Source organism: Paenibacillus sp. FSL W8-0194 (assembly GCF_037969745.1).
In the GTDB taxonomy this organism is placed as follows: Bacteria; Bacillota; Bacilli; order Paenibacillales; family Paenibacillaceae; genus Paenibacillus_AQ; species Paenibacillus_AQ cookii.
The window spans coordinates 3,786,531-3,801,031 of record NZ_CP150205.1; the positions used below are offsets into that span (position 1 = coordinate 3,786,531).

At 54.1% G+C, this 14,501-nt stretch carries 16 protein-coding genes; all 16 read right to left on the bottom strand.

Annotation, left to right across the window (positions count from 1 at the left end):
- Positions 1 to 47: 47 nt before the first annotated feature.
- The 16 genes from MKY58_RS17095 to trmFO all read right to left on the bottom strand — a co-directional run bounded on the left by MKY58_RS17095 (position 48) and on the right by trmFO (position 14,501).
- On the bottom strand, positions 48 to 869 hold the full coding sequence (locus tag MKY58_RS17095) for a flagellar hook-basal body complex protein (RefSeq protein ID WP_212948925.1): 822 nt from the start codon (positions 867 to 869) through the stop codon (positions 48 to 50).
- 78 nt (positions 870 to 947) lie between these two features.
- The gene (locus MKY58_RS17100) at positions 948 to 1,331 is read right to left on the bottom strand and encodes a TIGR02530 family flagellar biosynthesis protein (protein ID WP_339321324.1); all 384 of its coding nucleotides are present in this window, start codon (positions 1,329 to 1,331) and stop codon (positions 948 to 950) included.
- Positions 1,328 to 1,891: a flagellar hook capping FlgD N-terminal domain-containing protein gene (locus tag MKY58_RS17105; RefSeq protein WP_339321325.1), complete on the bottom strand. Its 564-nt coding sequence runs from the start codon at positions 1,889 to 1,891 to the stop codon at positions 1,328 to 1,330. The genes MKY58_RS17100 and MKY58_RS17105 overlap by 4 nt, the downstream gene beginning before the upstream one ends.
- 20 nt (positions 1,892 to 1,911) lie before the next feature.
- On the bottom strand, positions 1,912 to 3,228 hold the full coding sequence (locus MKY58_RS17110) for a flagellar hook-length control protein FliK (protein WP_339321326.1): 1,317 nt from the start codon (positions 3,226 to 3,228) through the stop codon (positions 1,912 to 1,914).
- Positions 3,229 to 3,267: 39 nt separating this feature from the next.
- Positions 3,268 to 4,194, bottom strand: coding sequence for a kinesin (locus MKY58_RS17115; protein ID WP_339321327.1), 927 nt, complete (start codon positions 4,192 to 4,194; stop codon positions 3,268 to 3,270).
- Positions 4,195 to 4,240: 46 nt separating this feature from the next.
- Positions 4,241 to 4,684 (bottom strand): flagellar export protein FliJ, encoded by a 444-nt coding sequence (gene fliJ / locus MKY58_RS17120; RefSeq protein ID WP_036706910.1) that lies wholly within the window; start codon positions 4,682 to 4,684, stop codon positions 4,241 to 4,243.
- Positions 4,685 to 4,693: 9 nt separating this feature from the next.
- Entirely contained in the window at positions 4,694 to 6,013 is a 1,320-nt protein-coding gene (fliI, locus tag MKY58_RS17125) for a flagellar protein export ATPase FliI (protein WP_212948921.1), read from the bottom strand.
- Positions 6,000 to 6,848 (bottom strand): FliH/SctL family protein, encoded by an 849-nt coding sequence (locus MKY58_RS17130; protein WP_339321328.1) that lies wholly within the window; start codon positions 6,846 to 6,848, stop codon positions 6,000 to 6,002. Before MKY58_RS17130 ends, fliI begins: the two co-directional genes overlap by 14 nt.
- A complete protein-coding gene (fliG, locus tag MKY58_RS17135) occupies positions 6,841 to 7,857 on the bottom strand; it encodes a flagellar motor switch protein FliG (protein ID WP_036706899.1) in 1,017 nt (338 codons plus the stop codon). Before fliG ends, MKY58_RS17130 begins: the two co-directional genes overlap by 8 nt.
- Positions 7,858 to 7,869: 12 nt before the next feature.
- Positions 7,870 to 9,450: a flagellar basal-body MS-ring/collar protein FliF gene (gene fliF / locus MKY58_RS17140; protein WP_339321329.1), complete on the bottom strand. Its 1,581-nt coding sequence runs from the start codon at positions 9,448 to 9,450 to the stop codon at positions 7,870 to 7,872.
- Between the two features lie 38 nt (positions 9,451 to 9,488).
- Entirely contained in the window at positions 9,489 to 9,800 is a 312-nt protein-coding gene (gene fliE / locus MKY58_RS17145) for a flagellar hook-basal body complex protein FliE (protein ID WP_339321330.1), read from the bottom strand.
- Positions 9,801 to 9,837: 37 nt separating this feature from the next.
- Positions 9,838 to 10,290, bottom strand: coding sequence for a flagellar basal body rod protein FlgC (gene flgC / locus MKY58_RS17150; protein ID WP_339321331.1), 453 nt, complete (start codon positions 10,288 to 10,290; stop codon positions 9,838 to 9,840).
- A gap of 6 nt (positions 10,291 to 10,296) precedes the next feature.
- Positions 10,297 to 10,707 (bottom strand): flagellar basal body rod protein FlgB, encoded by a 411-nt coding sequence (flgB, locus tag MKY58_RS17155; RefSeq protein WP_339321332.1) that lies wholly within the window; start codon positions 10,705 to 10,707, stop codon positions 10,297 to 10,299.
- A gap of 470 nt (positions 10,708 to 11,177) precedes the next feature.
- A complete protein-coding gene (hslU, locus tag MKY58_RS17160; protein ID WP_339321333.1) occupies positions 11,178 to 12,581 on the bottom strand; it encodes an ATP-dependent protease ATPase subunit HslU in 1,404 nt (467 codons plus the stop codon).
- Between the two features lie 16 nt (positions 12,582 to 12,597).
- A complete protein-coding gene (gene hslV, locus MKY58_RS17165) occupies positions 12,598 to 13,140 on the bottom strand; it encodes an ATP-dependent protease subunit HslV (RefSeq protein WP_212948919.1) in 543 nt (180 codons plus the stop codon).
- A 14-nt stretch (positions 13,141 to 13,154) separates the two neighbouring features.
- Positions 13,155 to 14,501, bottom strand: a complete 1,347-nt coding sequence (gene trmFO / locus MKY58_RS17170) for an FADH(2)-oxidizing methylenetetrahydrofolate--tRNA-(uracil(54)-C(5))-methyltransferase TrmFO (protein ID WP_339321334.1) — start codon at positions 14,499 to 14,501, stop codon at positions 13,155 to 13,157.

The following is a 14,501-nucleotide window of genomic DNA, read 5'->3' on the forward strand; positions in this document are numbered from 1 at the left end:
CTATGGAAATTCGGGAGAGGCGGCCCCTCTCCCGCTACGATCATTTACTAACGTTTCAGATTGACGACCTCTTGAAGAACCTCGTCGGACGTTGTAATAATCCGCGAGTTGGCCTGGAAGCCGCGCTGAGCCACGATCATTTCCGTGAACTCGCTCGTCAGGTCCACGTTGGACATCTCAAGCTGCCCGGCGATGACCGCGCCCGTGCCCTTCGTGGCGTCATTGGCGTCGGCCGGGAAGTCGACCAGTCCGTCTTCCTTGGCGTTCAGCGTCATCCGGAACAGGTTCCCGCCGATTTTCTCCAAGCCTTCCGGGTTGGGCACTTTGCCCACGCCGATCTTCGTTCCGTTGTCCGTCGTTCCGTCATCGAGCTTCTGGATGATCGTTCCATCCTGAGAGATTGAAAAAGAGACCGTGTTACTTTGCAGCTTGATCGGCGCTCCGTCGGTATCGCACACAAACAGGCCATCCGAAGTAACGAGCTGCTGCAAAGCATCAATATGAAAATCGCCAGCCCGGGTCAAAAAAGGCGGGTCCTGCGCCGGATCCAGCTTCACAAGAAAAAATCCGTCCCCATCGATGCGCAAATCCGTTGGATTATTCGTCATCATGGCACTGCCGCCCAGATGCATCGTATCGATGGAACCAACGGATACGCCAAGGCCGATTTGTTTGGCATTCACGCCGCCATGAACAGAGTCTTCCGGGGCCGTAATACCTGCAACGGTCTGGCTTATGACATCCTTAAACATGACCCGTCCGGATTTGAAGCCGATCGTATTCACGTTTGCGATGTTGTTGCCGATGACGTCAAGCTTGGTCTGGAACCCCCGCATGCCTGATACGCCGGAATACATGGATCTCATCATAGTTTTATTCCTCCCTCGTCATGTAAGGACCGCGTCTGTCGGTCAGCGGTCCACTGGCTTCCTGTCGGGCCAGCCAGATTAAGATATAACGATCGCGCTGTCGATCTGCGTAAACACGTTGTCCTTCATCGAATTTCCGTCGATCGCCGTCACGACCGTCCGGTTTGCCACATTGACGATCAGCGCCATGTCTTGCAGCAAGATGAGCGATTCCTTGCTTCCTTTAGCTGCCGCTTTGTCAACGGCATCTTGAATTTTGGCCAACTGGTCTCCCTGCAGTTCAATGCCTCTTTGCTCCAGCCGCTTGGCCGCATGATTGCTGAATTTCAGCAGCTCATGTTGGAATAGCCGGTCAAACGAGGTTGTTGGCGTTTCCCGCTGCAAGCTTCGCTGAGCGGCGTTTTTGACTGCGGGATACATCTTGGAAGGATACAGCTGCCCGATGGTTATGCGTTCATTCATGCCGATTCACCGCTTCCGGTTGCGTCGGTATTCGAATCAGCGCCAGCAGGTTCCGCACCTTTCGGATCATCTGCGGGAGGCGTTTGATCCGGCGCCGGATGTTCCTCGGTTTTGGGCGCTTCTTTGATTTCAATGACCTTGTCCAACGGGATCGCCAGCGAACCAACGGACGCGTACTGAACGCCGTCTTTCACGATGATGGAGTCCACGACGCCCGATTTCATCTCGCTTTTGCTTTCGCCGCCCTTGTCCTTGTTCGCGTCGTCGATCCAGCTGATCTCCTTGCCGATCAGGCCGGAGACGTTGCCCAGGGACTGGCTCATCGCATTCAGCTGTTTGGAAATGTTGATCAGCTGCTCTACCGAAGTAAACTGGGCCATCTGCGCGATGAACTCTTTGTCCTCCATCGGCTGCATCGGATCCTGGTTTTGCAGCTGCTTGATCAGAATGCTCAAAAACTGGTCCTTTCCCAGCTCCTGCTTTTTGTTGCTCGCTCTTGCGACGTTTTCAGCCGAATAATTAGGCCATACATTCGGTGTGGAGAAAATTTCCGAAGCCATTTGTTTTCACCTCCGTCTGGCTAAGCTTTTGCCGTAAACATGTTGCCGCCGTCCGCTTGTTCCTGGGCTGCCAGCCACTCGCTAAGCTCTTCCCCCAGTTCCGCGATTTTGATCGCGTCGTCGGTAGGCGTTTCCTTCTCCTTGGAGCGGCGGTTGGACTGCTGCTGACCTGCTCCCGGCTGGCGTCCGCCGTCCTGGTACATTTGCGATTGCGGCGACGGGTTCTGGGTTACGACCAGCTTTTCAACCTGCACGCCTTGCGTTTGCAGCGTCGAACGAAGCTGGCTCATCTGTTGTTCCAGCAGATCCTTTGTGGCCGCATGCTCGGTCGAAAATTGCGCGATCAGCTGGCCGTTTTGCATCGTCAGCTTGACGTCCACTTGGCCCAGGCGCTCCGGATAAAGCGTGATTCTTGCCTCCGAAATTCCTTGCTGCTTCACGAATTCCAGATTTTTGACGACAAATCCGCTCATCTCTTCCGAAAATTTTTCGACCGGTACCGGTGCCGCGGCTTTCGCCGAAGCGTTGATGCCGTGTCGCAATGCCAGCTGGCCGGCCGTTACCGTATGCTGCGTAGCAAACGGGTCGTTAGGCTGCTCTTGGCGGTCCCCGGCAGCCGTCTGCTCGCTGCCCTCGCTGCCTGCAGGCTGTACGCCTTTAAACAAAGCGCCGATATGAGGTTCGAGCGCGGCATTTTTGCTCTGGGCCGCAAACGTCTGTGCCTCGAGCGGCTTCGATGGCGCCGCCTGCCCGTTGTTGATCAGCTCCTGGAACGACTGGAGAAGCTGAAGCGCCTGATGCTGCGCCTTGCCTGACGCCCCTTGCCGTTTTTGCAGCAGGGAGGCGAGCTGCTCCATCCCGTCCTGCACGACAAATCGAATCGTCGCCGGACTTTCGGAAAGAGGGCCCGTCAGCGCATCCGCGTTTTCCGCCTGCGCCGCGTTCCCCGCCGAATTGGTCTGGTTCAGCAGGTTTTGAACTTGCTGCAGCCAGCCTTGAAGCGCCGCAAGCAGCTCGGGATCGGCCGCAACCGCCTCGTCCAGCTTGTCCATGTCGGCGGTCAGGCTTTGCAGCAGGTCCAGAACGCCTTGCTCATCGCCGCCTGCTTCTTCGCCGGTTGCGCCCATCCCCGCCAGTTGGAGGAGGCCTTCGAGCAGCGTGCCCGCATTTACGATCGCGGCGCTTGGCTGCGGGGCATCCCCCGTCATCATTTGCGCCAGCGATTGGTTGAATACGCCCGCAACGGCCCCCGTTCCCGCCGCCTGCTTACCGCCGGCAGCCGCTGTTTTTCCGCTTGGGGAGTTTCCGGCGGCCACGTTTTGAAAAACGAGACTCATATGATTTCACCTCCTTTCACGAACCGAAAAGGGCTGATCTTACTTGATCATCAATTTGTTCAAGATGACGGCCGCCGTTTTGGGATCCTTGGCGTTCATCGCGTCCAGTATGCCGGAACGGGTCGAGTCGGCCACCTCGTTCAAAATTTTCAATACTTTGTCGGGCGATATTTTATAGGTCGCAAGGAGGAGCTCCGCTGCGCTTTTGGCAGGCATGCTCGCAAAGGTTTGGCTGATTTGCGTTTTGTCCAGGCCGCTCGACGCGCTGGTTTTTTCCTCCGCCGCATCCTTGCTGATCCGGGATTGCAGCGCCGCGATCGCCAAATCGCTCGAAGAAACGGCATCCTTCAGTTTCATCGATACATCCGCCGCAATCTTCGGGTCCATCTTGGCCAGGATTGCCGTCCGGCTGTCGGTTTTCATGCTGCTGAGGAGCAATACCATTTCTTCGGTCGTCATGTTCTGCATGATCGGCGCGGCTTTGCTCGGGCTCATGTCGGCGTACATCTTGGCCAAATCCTTGATTTGCTTTTCATAGGGATCGGCGTTTTCCGGATTTGCGCCCTGCGCTGCGGTTTCCGCGTTTTGCGCCGATTCCAGCTGGTCCTGCAGGCTTTTCACTTTCTGTTCCTGCTCGGCTTTTTCTTCCTTGGCCTTTTGCAGATCAGCCTCTTTGGCCGCCAGTTTGTTTTTAAGCTCGTCGATCGTCGCGTTAGCGCTTTTGACCTGATCTTTCGCGTTTTGAAGCTTTGTTTTTTCAGGGTCTTTGACGGGTTCGGGAACCCAGTTTTTGACGACCGGGATTTTATCCGCAATGCCCAGCACGCTGTTTCGAACATCGACGTTAAAAAGCGTAAGCAGCACGCCGATCAGCACGACCGTAAAAATGATCGGGATCATGAAAAACAGAAACTTTTCAAACCCTCCCGCAGACTCTTTCTCTATATCAAAATCTTTATCTGCCAAAATCAATCCACCCCCGAGGCCACAGCATCGTTTCGATTCGTTCCATCTATCTCGCTCTCATGGCGAACCTGACTGTTGCCATTTCATCCAGTTCGTTCTGTTCCCTCAGGAGCATGGTTTGCTGGAAGGAACTTTTAGCCTTATCCCGCGCTTTGAGCCAGACCTGTTCATCCAGCATTTTGCGGGTCAGCTGATGTTTTTTCATTTGGACATTGCTGTCCGCCCGCTCGACGTCGGAATATTTTTTGGCGATGCATTGCTGCAAATGGTCGGCATACATTTGGAACTCGCGTATTTTCGCTACCGGCGCCCGCCGTTCGGCAGCCTCCTGGAGCTGTTTCGCCATCCGTTCCCTGCTTTCAAGCAGCTCTTCAAGAGATTTCTTTTCTTCCTGCAATCTTCCGATCGCGCTGGATAGCATCCATTCAGCTTGTGTTTTTTCATTGGTTTTCAAATCCACGATTTTCTGGAACGCATACTGAAATTTCATCCCTTAAGGTCATCTCCTTGAAAATTCGGAAATCAAACGCTCCTGCACCTGCTCCAGCGTTACTTTCTCGTCCACCTTCTGCTTGGTGAAGTCCCATATCTGCTGGATATAATCGATCGACTCGTCGATTTGTTCGTTGGAACCTCGTTGGTAGGCGCCGATGTTGATCAGATCCTCCGAGTCCTTATAAACGGCCATCAGCCTTTTTAAATTGTCCGCCGCTTCGATCTGCTCTTTCGGCGCGATATCCTTCATCACCCGGCTGATGCTCGCGAGCACGTCGATGGCGGGAAAATGCCCCTTATTGGCGATGTTGCGGTTAAGCACGATATGGCCGTCCAAAATCCCCCGGACCGCATCGGCAATCGGTTCGTTCATGTCGTCGCCGTCGACCAGAACGGTATAAAAGGCCGTAATCGAACCCGTCGGTCCCGTTCCGGCCCGTTCGAGCAGTTTCGGCAAACTGGCGAAGACGGAAGGCGTGTAGCCTCTCATCGCCGGCGGTTCGCCGACGGCCAGGCCCACCTCGCGCTGCGCCATGGCATAGCGGGTTACCGAGTCCATCATCAGCATGACGTTCATTCCCCGGTCGCGAAAATATTCCGCGATGGTCGTCGCGATCAGGGCGCCTTTGATCCTGACAAGCGCCGGCTGATCCGACGTCGCGACGACGACAACCGAACGCTGCAGCCCCTCCGGCCCCAGGTCCCTTTCGATAAAGTCCAAAACCTCGCGTCCCCGTTCCCCGATTAAGGCGATCACGTTGACGTCCGCGTCCGTGTTGCGGGCAATCATGCCCATCAGCGTGCTTTTGCCGACGCCGGAGCCGGCGAAAATGCCGACCCTCTGCCCTTTGCCGATCGTAAGCAATCCGTCGATTGCCCTCACTCCGATGCTGATCGGTTCCTTGACCCTTGGTCGGGTCAAAGGATTGGACGGCTCGTTGTACGTCGAACTGTACGGCATCCGGGTCGGGATCAGCGATCCATCGAGCGGTTGCCCGAGCCCGTCGAGAACTTTGCCAAGCAGCTCGGAGCCGACCTGAACGCTAAGCGGCTTGCCCGTTCCCACAACGTCGCAGCCCGGACCGATGGAATGGAGCTCCCCCAGCGGCATCAGCAACACCTTGTTGTCCCGGAAGCCGACGACCTCGGCCTGCAGCGGTTTAGAGCTTTTCGTCGGATATATGTAGCAGACATCGCCGACGCTGGCGTCCGGTCCTTCCGATTCGACCATCAACCCGATCACCTGGGTGACTTTGCCGTTGATTCTGACCGGGTCCAAATTCCGCAGATGTTCCTTGTATCGTTCGCTGCTAAGCATCTTCATCTTGGTTGCTCCGCTCCTCGTCATCCAGCGCGATCCGAATCAGTTCCTTTTTGATTTCGGTCAGCTGCGTATCGATTCTCGCGTCGATGCTGCCGAAGGACGAGCGAATGACGCAGCCCTGGTCGTGAACCGTCGAATCCGGCAAAATTTGAAGCTCCGCCTGGGAGTCGATCGCGGCCGCAAGCTCTTCCCTTGCAGCCTGAACGAAAGCGAAATGTTTCGGCGCCACGCAAAGCGTGATGACGCCCTGCTCCCGTTTGCGCGATAAATTGTTTTTGATCAGTTCGATCACGTAGTCCGGTTCGAGCGTCAGCTGTTTGTCGATCACTTTCTCGGCGATGGCGCAGCTGAGTTCGACCAGAAACGGCTCGGCCTCCTGAATGATCTGTTCTTTCATTAAATAAGCTTGCTTCAGCACCGTCTGCGCTTCGTCCATCATCCGGCCGATTTGGTCCCGAAGATCCGCCATCGCCTTCTCCGAGCCTTCCCGGTACCCTGTGTCGTAACCTTCGGATTTGAGCGCTTCGACCAAATGTTCGTCCTGAAGCCTGCGCTCCTGCCACCAGCTGTCGATCTGCCCGCTTGCTTCCGCCAGCATGCGCTCCGCTTCCTCCGAAGCCTCGCGCAGCTGCCGTTCGGCGAACTCGCGGGCATCCTCGAGCATCTCCTTGCTGAGCCGCTTCGCTTCTTCATCCGCTTCGATTTTCCTGATCTCTTCGGACGCTTTTTCTTCCATCGGAGAAGCTTCCGATTGCGGAACGTAACGATGCCCGAGGTCCAGCTTTTTCAGCGCTTCGACCGGAATGTATTGGGAAGATTTGATTAGATTAGACAATAATGTCATCTCCTCCGCCGCGAGCTATGATGATCTCACCGGCTTCTTCCAGTCTGCGGATCGTGCTTACGATGCGGGTCTGCGCTTCTTCGACGTCACGCAGCCGCACCGGACCCATGTATTCCATTTCTTCTTTGAAGGTCTCCGCCATCCGCTTGGACATGTTGCGGAAAATGACGTCGCGCACCTCTTCGCTCGCCACCTTGAGGGCAAGCTGCAGGTCCGAGTTTTCGACGTCGCGGATGATCCGCTGAATGGAACGGTTGTCCACGTTGACGATATCCTCGAACACGAACATCCGTTTTTTGATTTCTTCGGCCAGCTCCGGATCCTGGATTTCCAGGGAGTCGAGGATGGTCCGTTCCGTGCCGCGGTCGACGCCGTTCAAAATTTGGACGATCGACTCGATGCCGCCGGCGTTCGTGTAATCCTGCGTGACTGTAGCCGAGAGCTTCTGTTCCAAAACCCGCTCCACTTGCGCAATGACTTCCGGCGACGTGCTGTCCATGACGGCGATTCTCCTTGCCACGTCGGCCTGCTTTTCTTGCGGCAGGGACGACAAGATGGCAGCCGCCTGTTCGAACTGCAGATAGGACAGCACAAGCGCGATCGTCTGCGCGTTTTCGTTTTGAATGAAGTTCAAAATCTGGTTCGGATCCGCTTTGCGCGCAAAATCAAAAGGTCTGACCTGCAGCGTCGCCGTCAGGCGGTTGATGACCTCGATCGCTTTTTGCGGGCCGAGCGCCTTCTCCAAAATTTCCTTGGCGTAGTTGATGCCGCCTTGGGATATATATTCCTGAGCGAGACAGATTTGGTGGAACTCCGACAGGATCATGTCTTTTTCCACGCTGTCCACTTTCCGTACGTTTGCAATTTCCAAAGTTAGCTGCTCGATCTCTTCATCCCTTAAATGCTTGAAGATTTGAGCCGAGACTTCCGGCCCGAGCGTAATCAGCAGGATCGCCGCTTTTTGCCTCCCGCTGAGCCCCTGGCTGTTTGGTTTTACCAAGTCATTTCACCTCTATTCGTCAGCGAGCCATGTACGCAGCAGATTGACAAATTCCTCCGGCTTTTTCTTTGCCAGCGTTTCAAGCTGCTTCCGCACCTGGCTTTCGTTCGTCACGCTTTCCAAGCTGATGGACGGAAACTCTGTCGGAGCCGGCAGCGGAAGATCCTCTTCCAGTTCTTCGTTCTGTTTGCGACGGCGGAAAATCAGGAACGCGCCTCCCGCAAGCAGAGCAAGCGCGGCGAGACCGATGCCCCACAGAACTCCTTTGGAAAGATGCAAGCCTTTCGCCGGGGTCTGTTCCTCGCCAAAAGGTTGCGAATAAACCGAAACTTTTTTGGCCAGATCTGCGTCTGTATATGTAGAGCCCGAATCCGCAAGGGATGCCCTGACGATGTTCACCAAAATGTTTTGAATGGCATCTTTCGTTTGCTGATCCACCGTTTTTTGTCCGGTAGGCGGTTCAACGGCTACATTAATGGTTAAATCTTTAACGGTATAAGGACTCGAGACGATATCCTTCGTAATCCGGTTCACTTCGTAATTGATCGTTTTGGACAAATCTTCGGAAGTGACGTCGCCAGAGGACGCGTCTCCCGGATAGGACGGCACCTGCGTTTGGCCGGTTCCTGCCACGCCGCCTTCGGGGCTGCTTTTGCCCGTATAGTTTTTCGATATTTCCTGCACGCTGATTTCAATGCCCTTCATGTTTTCGGCATCGACCGGCGTGACCAGGTTTTCCTTGCTCTGAACCTTGTCGAAATTCAGCTTCGACACAACCAGCACGTCGACTTTGTTCGGACCCATAAACTGGCCCAGGAACTGCTTGACGTTTTGGCGCACCTCGTTTTCGAATTTCTTCTGCAGCGCGAAGTTTTCTTCTACCGAGCTGCTCAGCGTTCCTTGCCCGCCTCTGGCGGACGGAAGAAGCTCCGTGTTGCTTTCGCCTTCCATCATCGTGATGTTTTCGATCGGAAGATTCGGCACCGCCGTTTTGACGAGGTTGAAATATCCGTCGATCGTCGACTGGTTCGGATGGTAACCCGGTTTGAAGGTCAACACGACGGATGCGTTGCCTTTTTCCTGGTCGTCCATTCCTGCAAAGACGCTTTCCTTTGGCAGAGTGACGAGCACCTTCGCGTTGGAAATGCCGTTCATTTGCTTGAGAAGCTGTTCGACTTCGCCGTTCAAAGCGTTGTTATACTTTACGTTAAACTCGCTGTCCGTCGTTCCGATCGAAGAGGAATTGTCGAAAGCGCGGAATCCGATCGAACCGTTTTGGATGATGCCTTGGGAGCCGACATCCACCTTGATGCGGGCAGCCTGCGCGCTGGGCACCGAGATCGTTTTCCCGTCGGGACCGAGCTTGTACGGAATGTTGTTCGTGTCCAGATAATTCATGATGCCTGCGGAATCGCTGGCGTTCAAATCCTTGAAGGCGACCTCGTATTCCGTTTTGGAAAGCTGAATGGTCAATACCACGATGGCAATGACGATTAATGCGAGTGTTGAAATAAAAATGGTTTTCTGTTTCTTGCTGAACTGATTCCAATATTGGACGACTCTGTCCTTATATTGGGCGATTCTTTCATTCACAACGTCACCCACCCTACCCGAATCTTAGCCATTTACGATTAGATTTGCGTGCGCATGATTTCCTGATAGGCCTCGATGACCTTATTGCGGACTTGGGACGCAAGCTGCAGGCTCAGCAGCGCTTTTTCCGAGGAAATCATGACTTGGTCCACATCCACTTGCCCGAGCATGAATTTCGTGCTCATGTCCTTGGACGTTTTTTCCTGGTCTGCGATTTGGCTGATGGCATTTTCCAGGTATGTACCGAACTTGCTAAGCGATTCCGCCGGCGTATCTTTTCCGCCCGGGGTGCTTTCCTGAAGTTTAAGCGGTTGTACGTTGAGCGTGTTGAACATGGTGTTCTGTATCATCAATGTCCCTCCTTAATGCATTTATGGTTCTATGGAACTACCGGCCGATTTCCAAAGCCTTCATAATCATCGCTTTCGAGGCGTTTAACGCCGTTACGTTCGCATTGTACGCGTGCGACGCCGAAATAAGGTCCACCATTTCCTTGGTGAGGTCCACGTTAGGCATGTACACATACCCTTCTGCATCCGCGTCCGGATGGCTCGGATTATAAACAGGCTTGAAAGGGGTCTGGTCCTCTTGGATCGCATTGACCTTCACTCCCCGAGCCGAGCTCCCCTCCCCATTCAATTGTGCTTGCAGCATATTCTCGAATTTCGACTCATTCGGCGCTAAAACGACCATCTTGCGCCGGTAAGGCACGGCTTTTCCGTTGACGACGGATGCCCTGGTCGTTTCCGCATTGGCGATATTCGAAGAAATGACATCCATTCTGAGGCGCTGCGCCGTCAGGCCGGATGCACTGATGCCAAAACTGCTGTTCAAATTCATCTATTCTTATCTCCCTTCTACCGCTACGCGCATCATTTTGATTTGTTCATTGATTTGCTGGATGTAAGAATTGTACTGAATTTGGTTTGCCGCCAGATTCGCCATTTCGCTGTCGACATCGACATTGTTCCGGTTATTGTTCATCGCGGTGGACCGATCCGTGGTGACGACCGGCTCCGGGATCGAATTGGCAGGTCCTATGACAAAATGCCGGGGATCCGTTACTTTGCCGCGCAACCGAGGCATCGCACCGCCGTTCATTTCCTGCTGCAGCAAATTTTCGAACGACACGTCCGAGCGCTTGAAATAAGGCGTCTCCTCGTTCGCGATGTTGTTGGAAATGACATTTTGCCGGATGTTAGCCGCACGCAATCCAGCCTCCATAAGCCGAAAGCTGGTGCTGTTCAACAAATCCATGTTCTGCCCCCCTTTTTTACAGATCTTACATATATGAAATTTTCTACTTCGTCCTCCGAAATCCTGTTTTTTTCGACAAAACCAATCAAAATAAACAAGATTTTTGGGACTTAAGTAGAAAAAATTACTAACTTGTCGTATATCCTAAGTTTCTTAGAGATTGGGATTTATTACAATAAGAAAAAAGCCCTATCTTTTGACTAAAAGAGGGGCTTTTTTCTTAATTTGAGTCGAAATATTTGTAATTCTGCTCCATATAAGGGATTAGAGGTTTAGGACAACCTTGCGCATCGCCAGTTTTCGCCAAAAACGAGGCGAATTAGTCCCGGATTTTCCGATTTGCGAAAGTATGATTTTTCAAAAAGATTTCATATTTTCCCGATCCGTTACTAAACGACCGGTTTTAGCGACAAAAACCCGATCAGAATATAAGCCTTTAAGGCTTCCGATCGGGTTACCTATGTCTATGATCACAAAATATACTGGCTGAGATCGCGGTCCTGCGCGATACCGGCGAGTTTCTCCCGCACATACTCCGGCGTGATCGTCATGTGCTCCAGCGTCAGCTCCGGCGCTTCAAACGAAAGATCCTCCAGCAGCTTCTCCAGGATGGTGTGCAGCCTGCGCGCGCCGATATTTTCCATGTTTTCGTTCACGGTTGCGGCAATTTTGGCAATCTCCCGGATGGCTTCGGGCGAAAAGTCGATTTCGAGGTTTTCCGTCTTCAGCAAATCCTTGTATTGCTTCGTAATCGCGTTTTTCGGTTCCGTCAAAATCGACACGAAATCATCCAGCGACAGGCTGTTCAATTCGACACGGATCGGGAAACGTCCCTGCAATTCCGGAATCAAATCGGACGGTTTGGCGATATGGAAAGCGCCGGCCGCAATAAACAGGATGAAATCGGTCTTTACGGGGCCGTATTTGGTCATGACGGTGGAACCTTCGACGATGGGAAGGATATCCCTCTGCACCCCTTCCCTGGACACGTCAGGGCCGCTTCCTTTGCCCTGGCTGGCCACCTTGTCGATCTCATCGATAAAAATGATGCCGGATTGCTCTGCCCGGGACACCGACTCGGCGATGACGTCGTCCATGTCGATCAGCTTCGTCGCTTCTTCCTGAATCAGCACCTTGCGCGCTTCCTTGATCGTAAGCTTCCGTTTTTTCGTTCGTTTCGGGAGCAGGCTGCCGAACATTTCCTGGATGTTCATGCCCATTTGATCGTTGCCTTGGCCGGCAAGCATATCCATCATCGTCGGCGTCGTATCCTCCACGTCGATTTCGATCAGGTCGTCCTCCATACTGCCGGACAGCAGCTTGAATTTGACCTGGCGCCGTCTTTCGGCGATCGAGCCTTCAAGCTCCTGGTCTTCGTCCTGGTCCTGCGGCTCGTTGTTCCCGTTCCCGAACAGCATTTCGAACGGATTGCGCTGGCCTTTGTTTTTCGCGTTCCTTGGCACGAGGATTTTGACGATGCGTTCGTTGGCAAGCTCCTCCGCGCGGTCTTTGACCTTTTCCATCCGCTCGCCTTTGACCATCCGGATCGACGTTTCGATCAAATCGCGGACCATGGACTCCACGTCGCGGCCGACGTAGCCGACCTCGGTAAACTTCGTGGCCTCGATTTTGACGAACGGCGCGTTGACGAGTTTGGCCAAACGTCTGGCGATTTCCGTTTTGCCCACGCCGGTCGGCCCGATCATCAAAATGTTTTTCGGAACGATTTCGTCGCGGTCCTCGTCGGGAAGAAGACTGCGGCGGTACCGGTTGCGAAGGGCGACGGCTACGGATTTTTTGGCTTGTTTCTGCCCGACGATATATTTATCCAATTCGGCGACAATCTGTCTTGGCGTCATGTTCTGATTCACCATGTTCATCCCCCTGTCCTTACAGCTCTTCCACGATGATATTCCCGTTCGTGTAGACGCAAATTTCGGAAGCGATTTTCAGCGCCTCGCGCGCGATGTCTTTCGCTTCGAGATCCTGCGCATGACGTTTCAGCGCCCGGGCGGCCGACAGCGCAAAGCTGCCCCCCGACCCGATCGCGATGACGTCGTCGTCAGGCTCGATGATTTCTCCGCCTCCGGAGATCAGCAGCATGCCGCTCTTGTCCATGACGATCATCAAGGCTTCGAGCTTGCGGAGGACGCGGTCAGATCTCCAGTCCTTGGCAAGCTCCACCGCCGCGCGCTGCAGATTGCCGTGATGCTCCTCCAGTTTGCCTTCGAACTTTTCGAAAAGGGTAATGGCATCCGCCACGGATCCGGCGAAGCCGGCCACGACCTGCCCTCTGTAGAGCCGCCGTACCTTTTTGGCCGTTTGCTTCATGATCATGTTCTCGCCGAACGTCACTTGCCCGTCGCCGGCGATGGCCGCCTTCCCGTTGTGACGCACGGCACAAATCGTCGTTGCGTGAAATGACATCTCCATGTCCGTCAAGCCTCCTACTCTATGCTTCCTGCCCCTGCTTTCGAGGCGCCGTATTCTTTGACGAATTCGGCAATGCTGGCGAGCGCCCGGTTGGCAAGCGCCTCGTTTTTCTCTTTTTTATTGCGGATTTTTTGGCCCAGTGCCGGCAGCAAACCGAAGTTCGCATTCATCGGCTGGAAATGCTTCGGATCGGCATTCGTGACGTAATGCGCCATGCTGCCGATCGTACTGGTTTCGGGTAGAACGACGAGCTCCTCGCCTTTGGCCTTTCTGGCGGCGTTAATGCCCGCTATAAGCCCCGATGCGGCCGACTCGACATATCCTTCCACTCCGGTCATTTGCCCGGCAAAAAACAGATTCTCGTTCGTCTTAAGCTGATATGTAGGCTTAAGCAGGCGCGGCGAATTGATGAACGTGTTGCGGTGCATGACGCCATAGCGGACGAATTCGGCATTTTCGAGTCCCGGAATCATGGAGAACACCCGTTTTTGCTCGCCCCATTTCAGGTGGGTCTGGAACCCTACGAGGTTGTACAGCGTTCCCGCCGCGTTGTCCTGGCGCAGCTGCACGACCGCGTACGGAAGTTCGCCCGTATGAGGATTCACCAGGCCGACGGGCTTCATCGGACCGAACAAAGCCGTCTGTTTACCGCGTTTCATCATCACTTCGATCGGCATGCAGCCCTCGAAATAAACTTCTTTCTCGAATTCCTTCAGCTGCGCGACTTCGGCCGAAACGAGCGCATCGTAAAACGCGTTGAACTCTTCTTCGGTCATCGGGCAGTTCAAATAGGCGGCTTCGCCTTTGTCGTAGCGGGAAGCCAGGTACACTTTGCTCATATCGATGGAATCTTTTTCGACGATCGGCGCTGCCGCATCGTAAAAATAAAAATACTCCTCGCCCATGAGCGCTTTAATTTCGGCAGAGAGAGCAGGGGATGTCAGAGGGCCTGTCGCGATGACGACGATCCCCTCTTCAGGTATATGCTGTATTTCTTCGTTTACGACCTCGATCAGCGGATGGTTGTGCAGAATGTTCGTAATATCGCCGGAAAAACCGTCCCGGTCCACCGCCAACGCGCCTCCGGCGGGAACCGCGTTTTTGTCCGCCGATTTCAAAATGATCGAATCCAGCATCCGCATTTCTTCTTTAAGCACGCCGACCGCGTTGGTCAAACCGTTGGCCCGAAGGGAATTCGTGCAGACGAGTTCGGCGAACTTGTCCGTATGGTGGGCGGGCGTTTTGACGACGGGACGCATTTCATATAATTTCACGGGTACGCCCCGGCTCGCGATCTGCCAGGCAGCTTCGCTGCCTGCCAGACCCGCGCCGATGACGGTCACCTGTTTTGCTTCGGTCAA

Coding starts and splice junctions, on each gene's coding strand:
- MKY58_RS17095 (WP_212948925.1), bottom strand. CDS start 869: ATGATGAGATCCATGTATTCCGGCGTATCAGGCATGCGGGGGTTCCAG.
- MKY58_RS17100 (WP_339321324.1), bottom strand. CDS start 1,331: ATGAATGAACGCATAACCATCGGGCAGCTGTATCCTTCCAAGATGTAT.
- MKY58_RS17105 (WP_339321325.1), bottom strand. CDS start 1,891: ATGGCTTCGGAAATTTTCTCCACACCGAATGTATGGCCTAATTATTCG.
- MKY58_RS17110 (WP_339321326.1), bottom strand. CDS start 3,228: ATGAGTCTCGTTTTTCAAAACGTGGCCGCCGGAAACTCCCCAAGCGGA.
- fliJ (WP_036706910.1), bottom strand. CDS start 4,684: ATGAAATTTCAGTATGCGTTCCAGAAAATCGTGGATTTGAAAACCAAT.
- fliI (WP_212948921.1), bottom strand. CDS start 6,013: ATGAAGATGCTTAGCAGCGAACGATACAAGGAACATCTGCGGAATTTG.
- fliE (WP_339321330.1), bottom strand. CDS start 9,800: ATGATACAGAACACCATGTTCAACACGCTCAACGTACAACCGCTTAAA.
- flgC (WP_339321331.1), bottom strand. CDS start 10,290: ATGAATTTGAACAGCAGTTTTGGCATCAGTGCATCCGGCCTGACGGCG.
- flgB (WP_339321332.1), bottom strand. CDS start 10,707: ATGGATTTGTTGAACAGCACCAGCTTTCGGCTTATGGAGGCTGGATTG.
- hslU (WP_339321333.1), bottom strand. CDS start 12,581: ATGGTGAATCAGAACATGACGCCAAGACAGATTGTCGCCGAATTGGAT.
- hslV (WP_212948919.1), bottom strand. CDS start 13,140: ATGGAGATGTCATTTCACGCAACGACGATTTGTGCCGTGCGTCACAAC.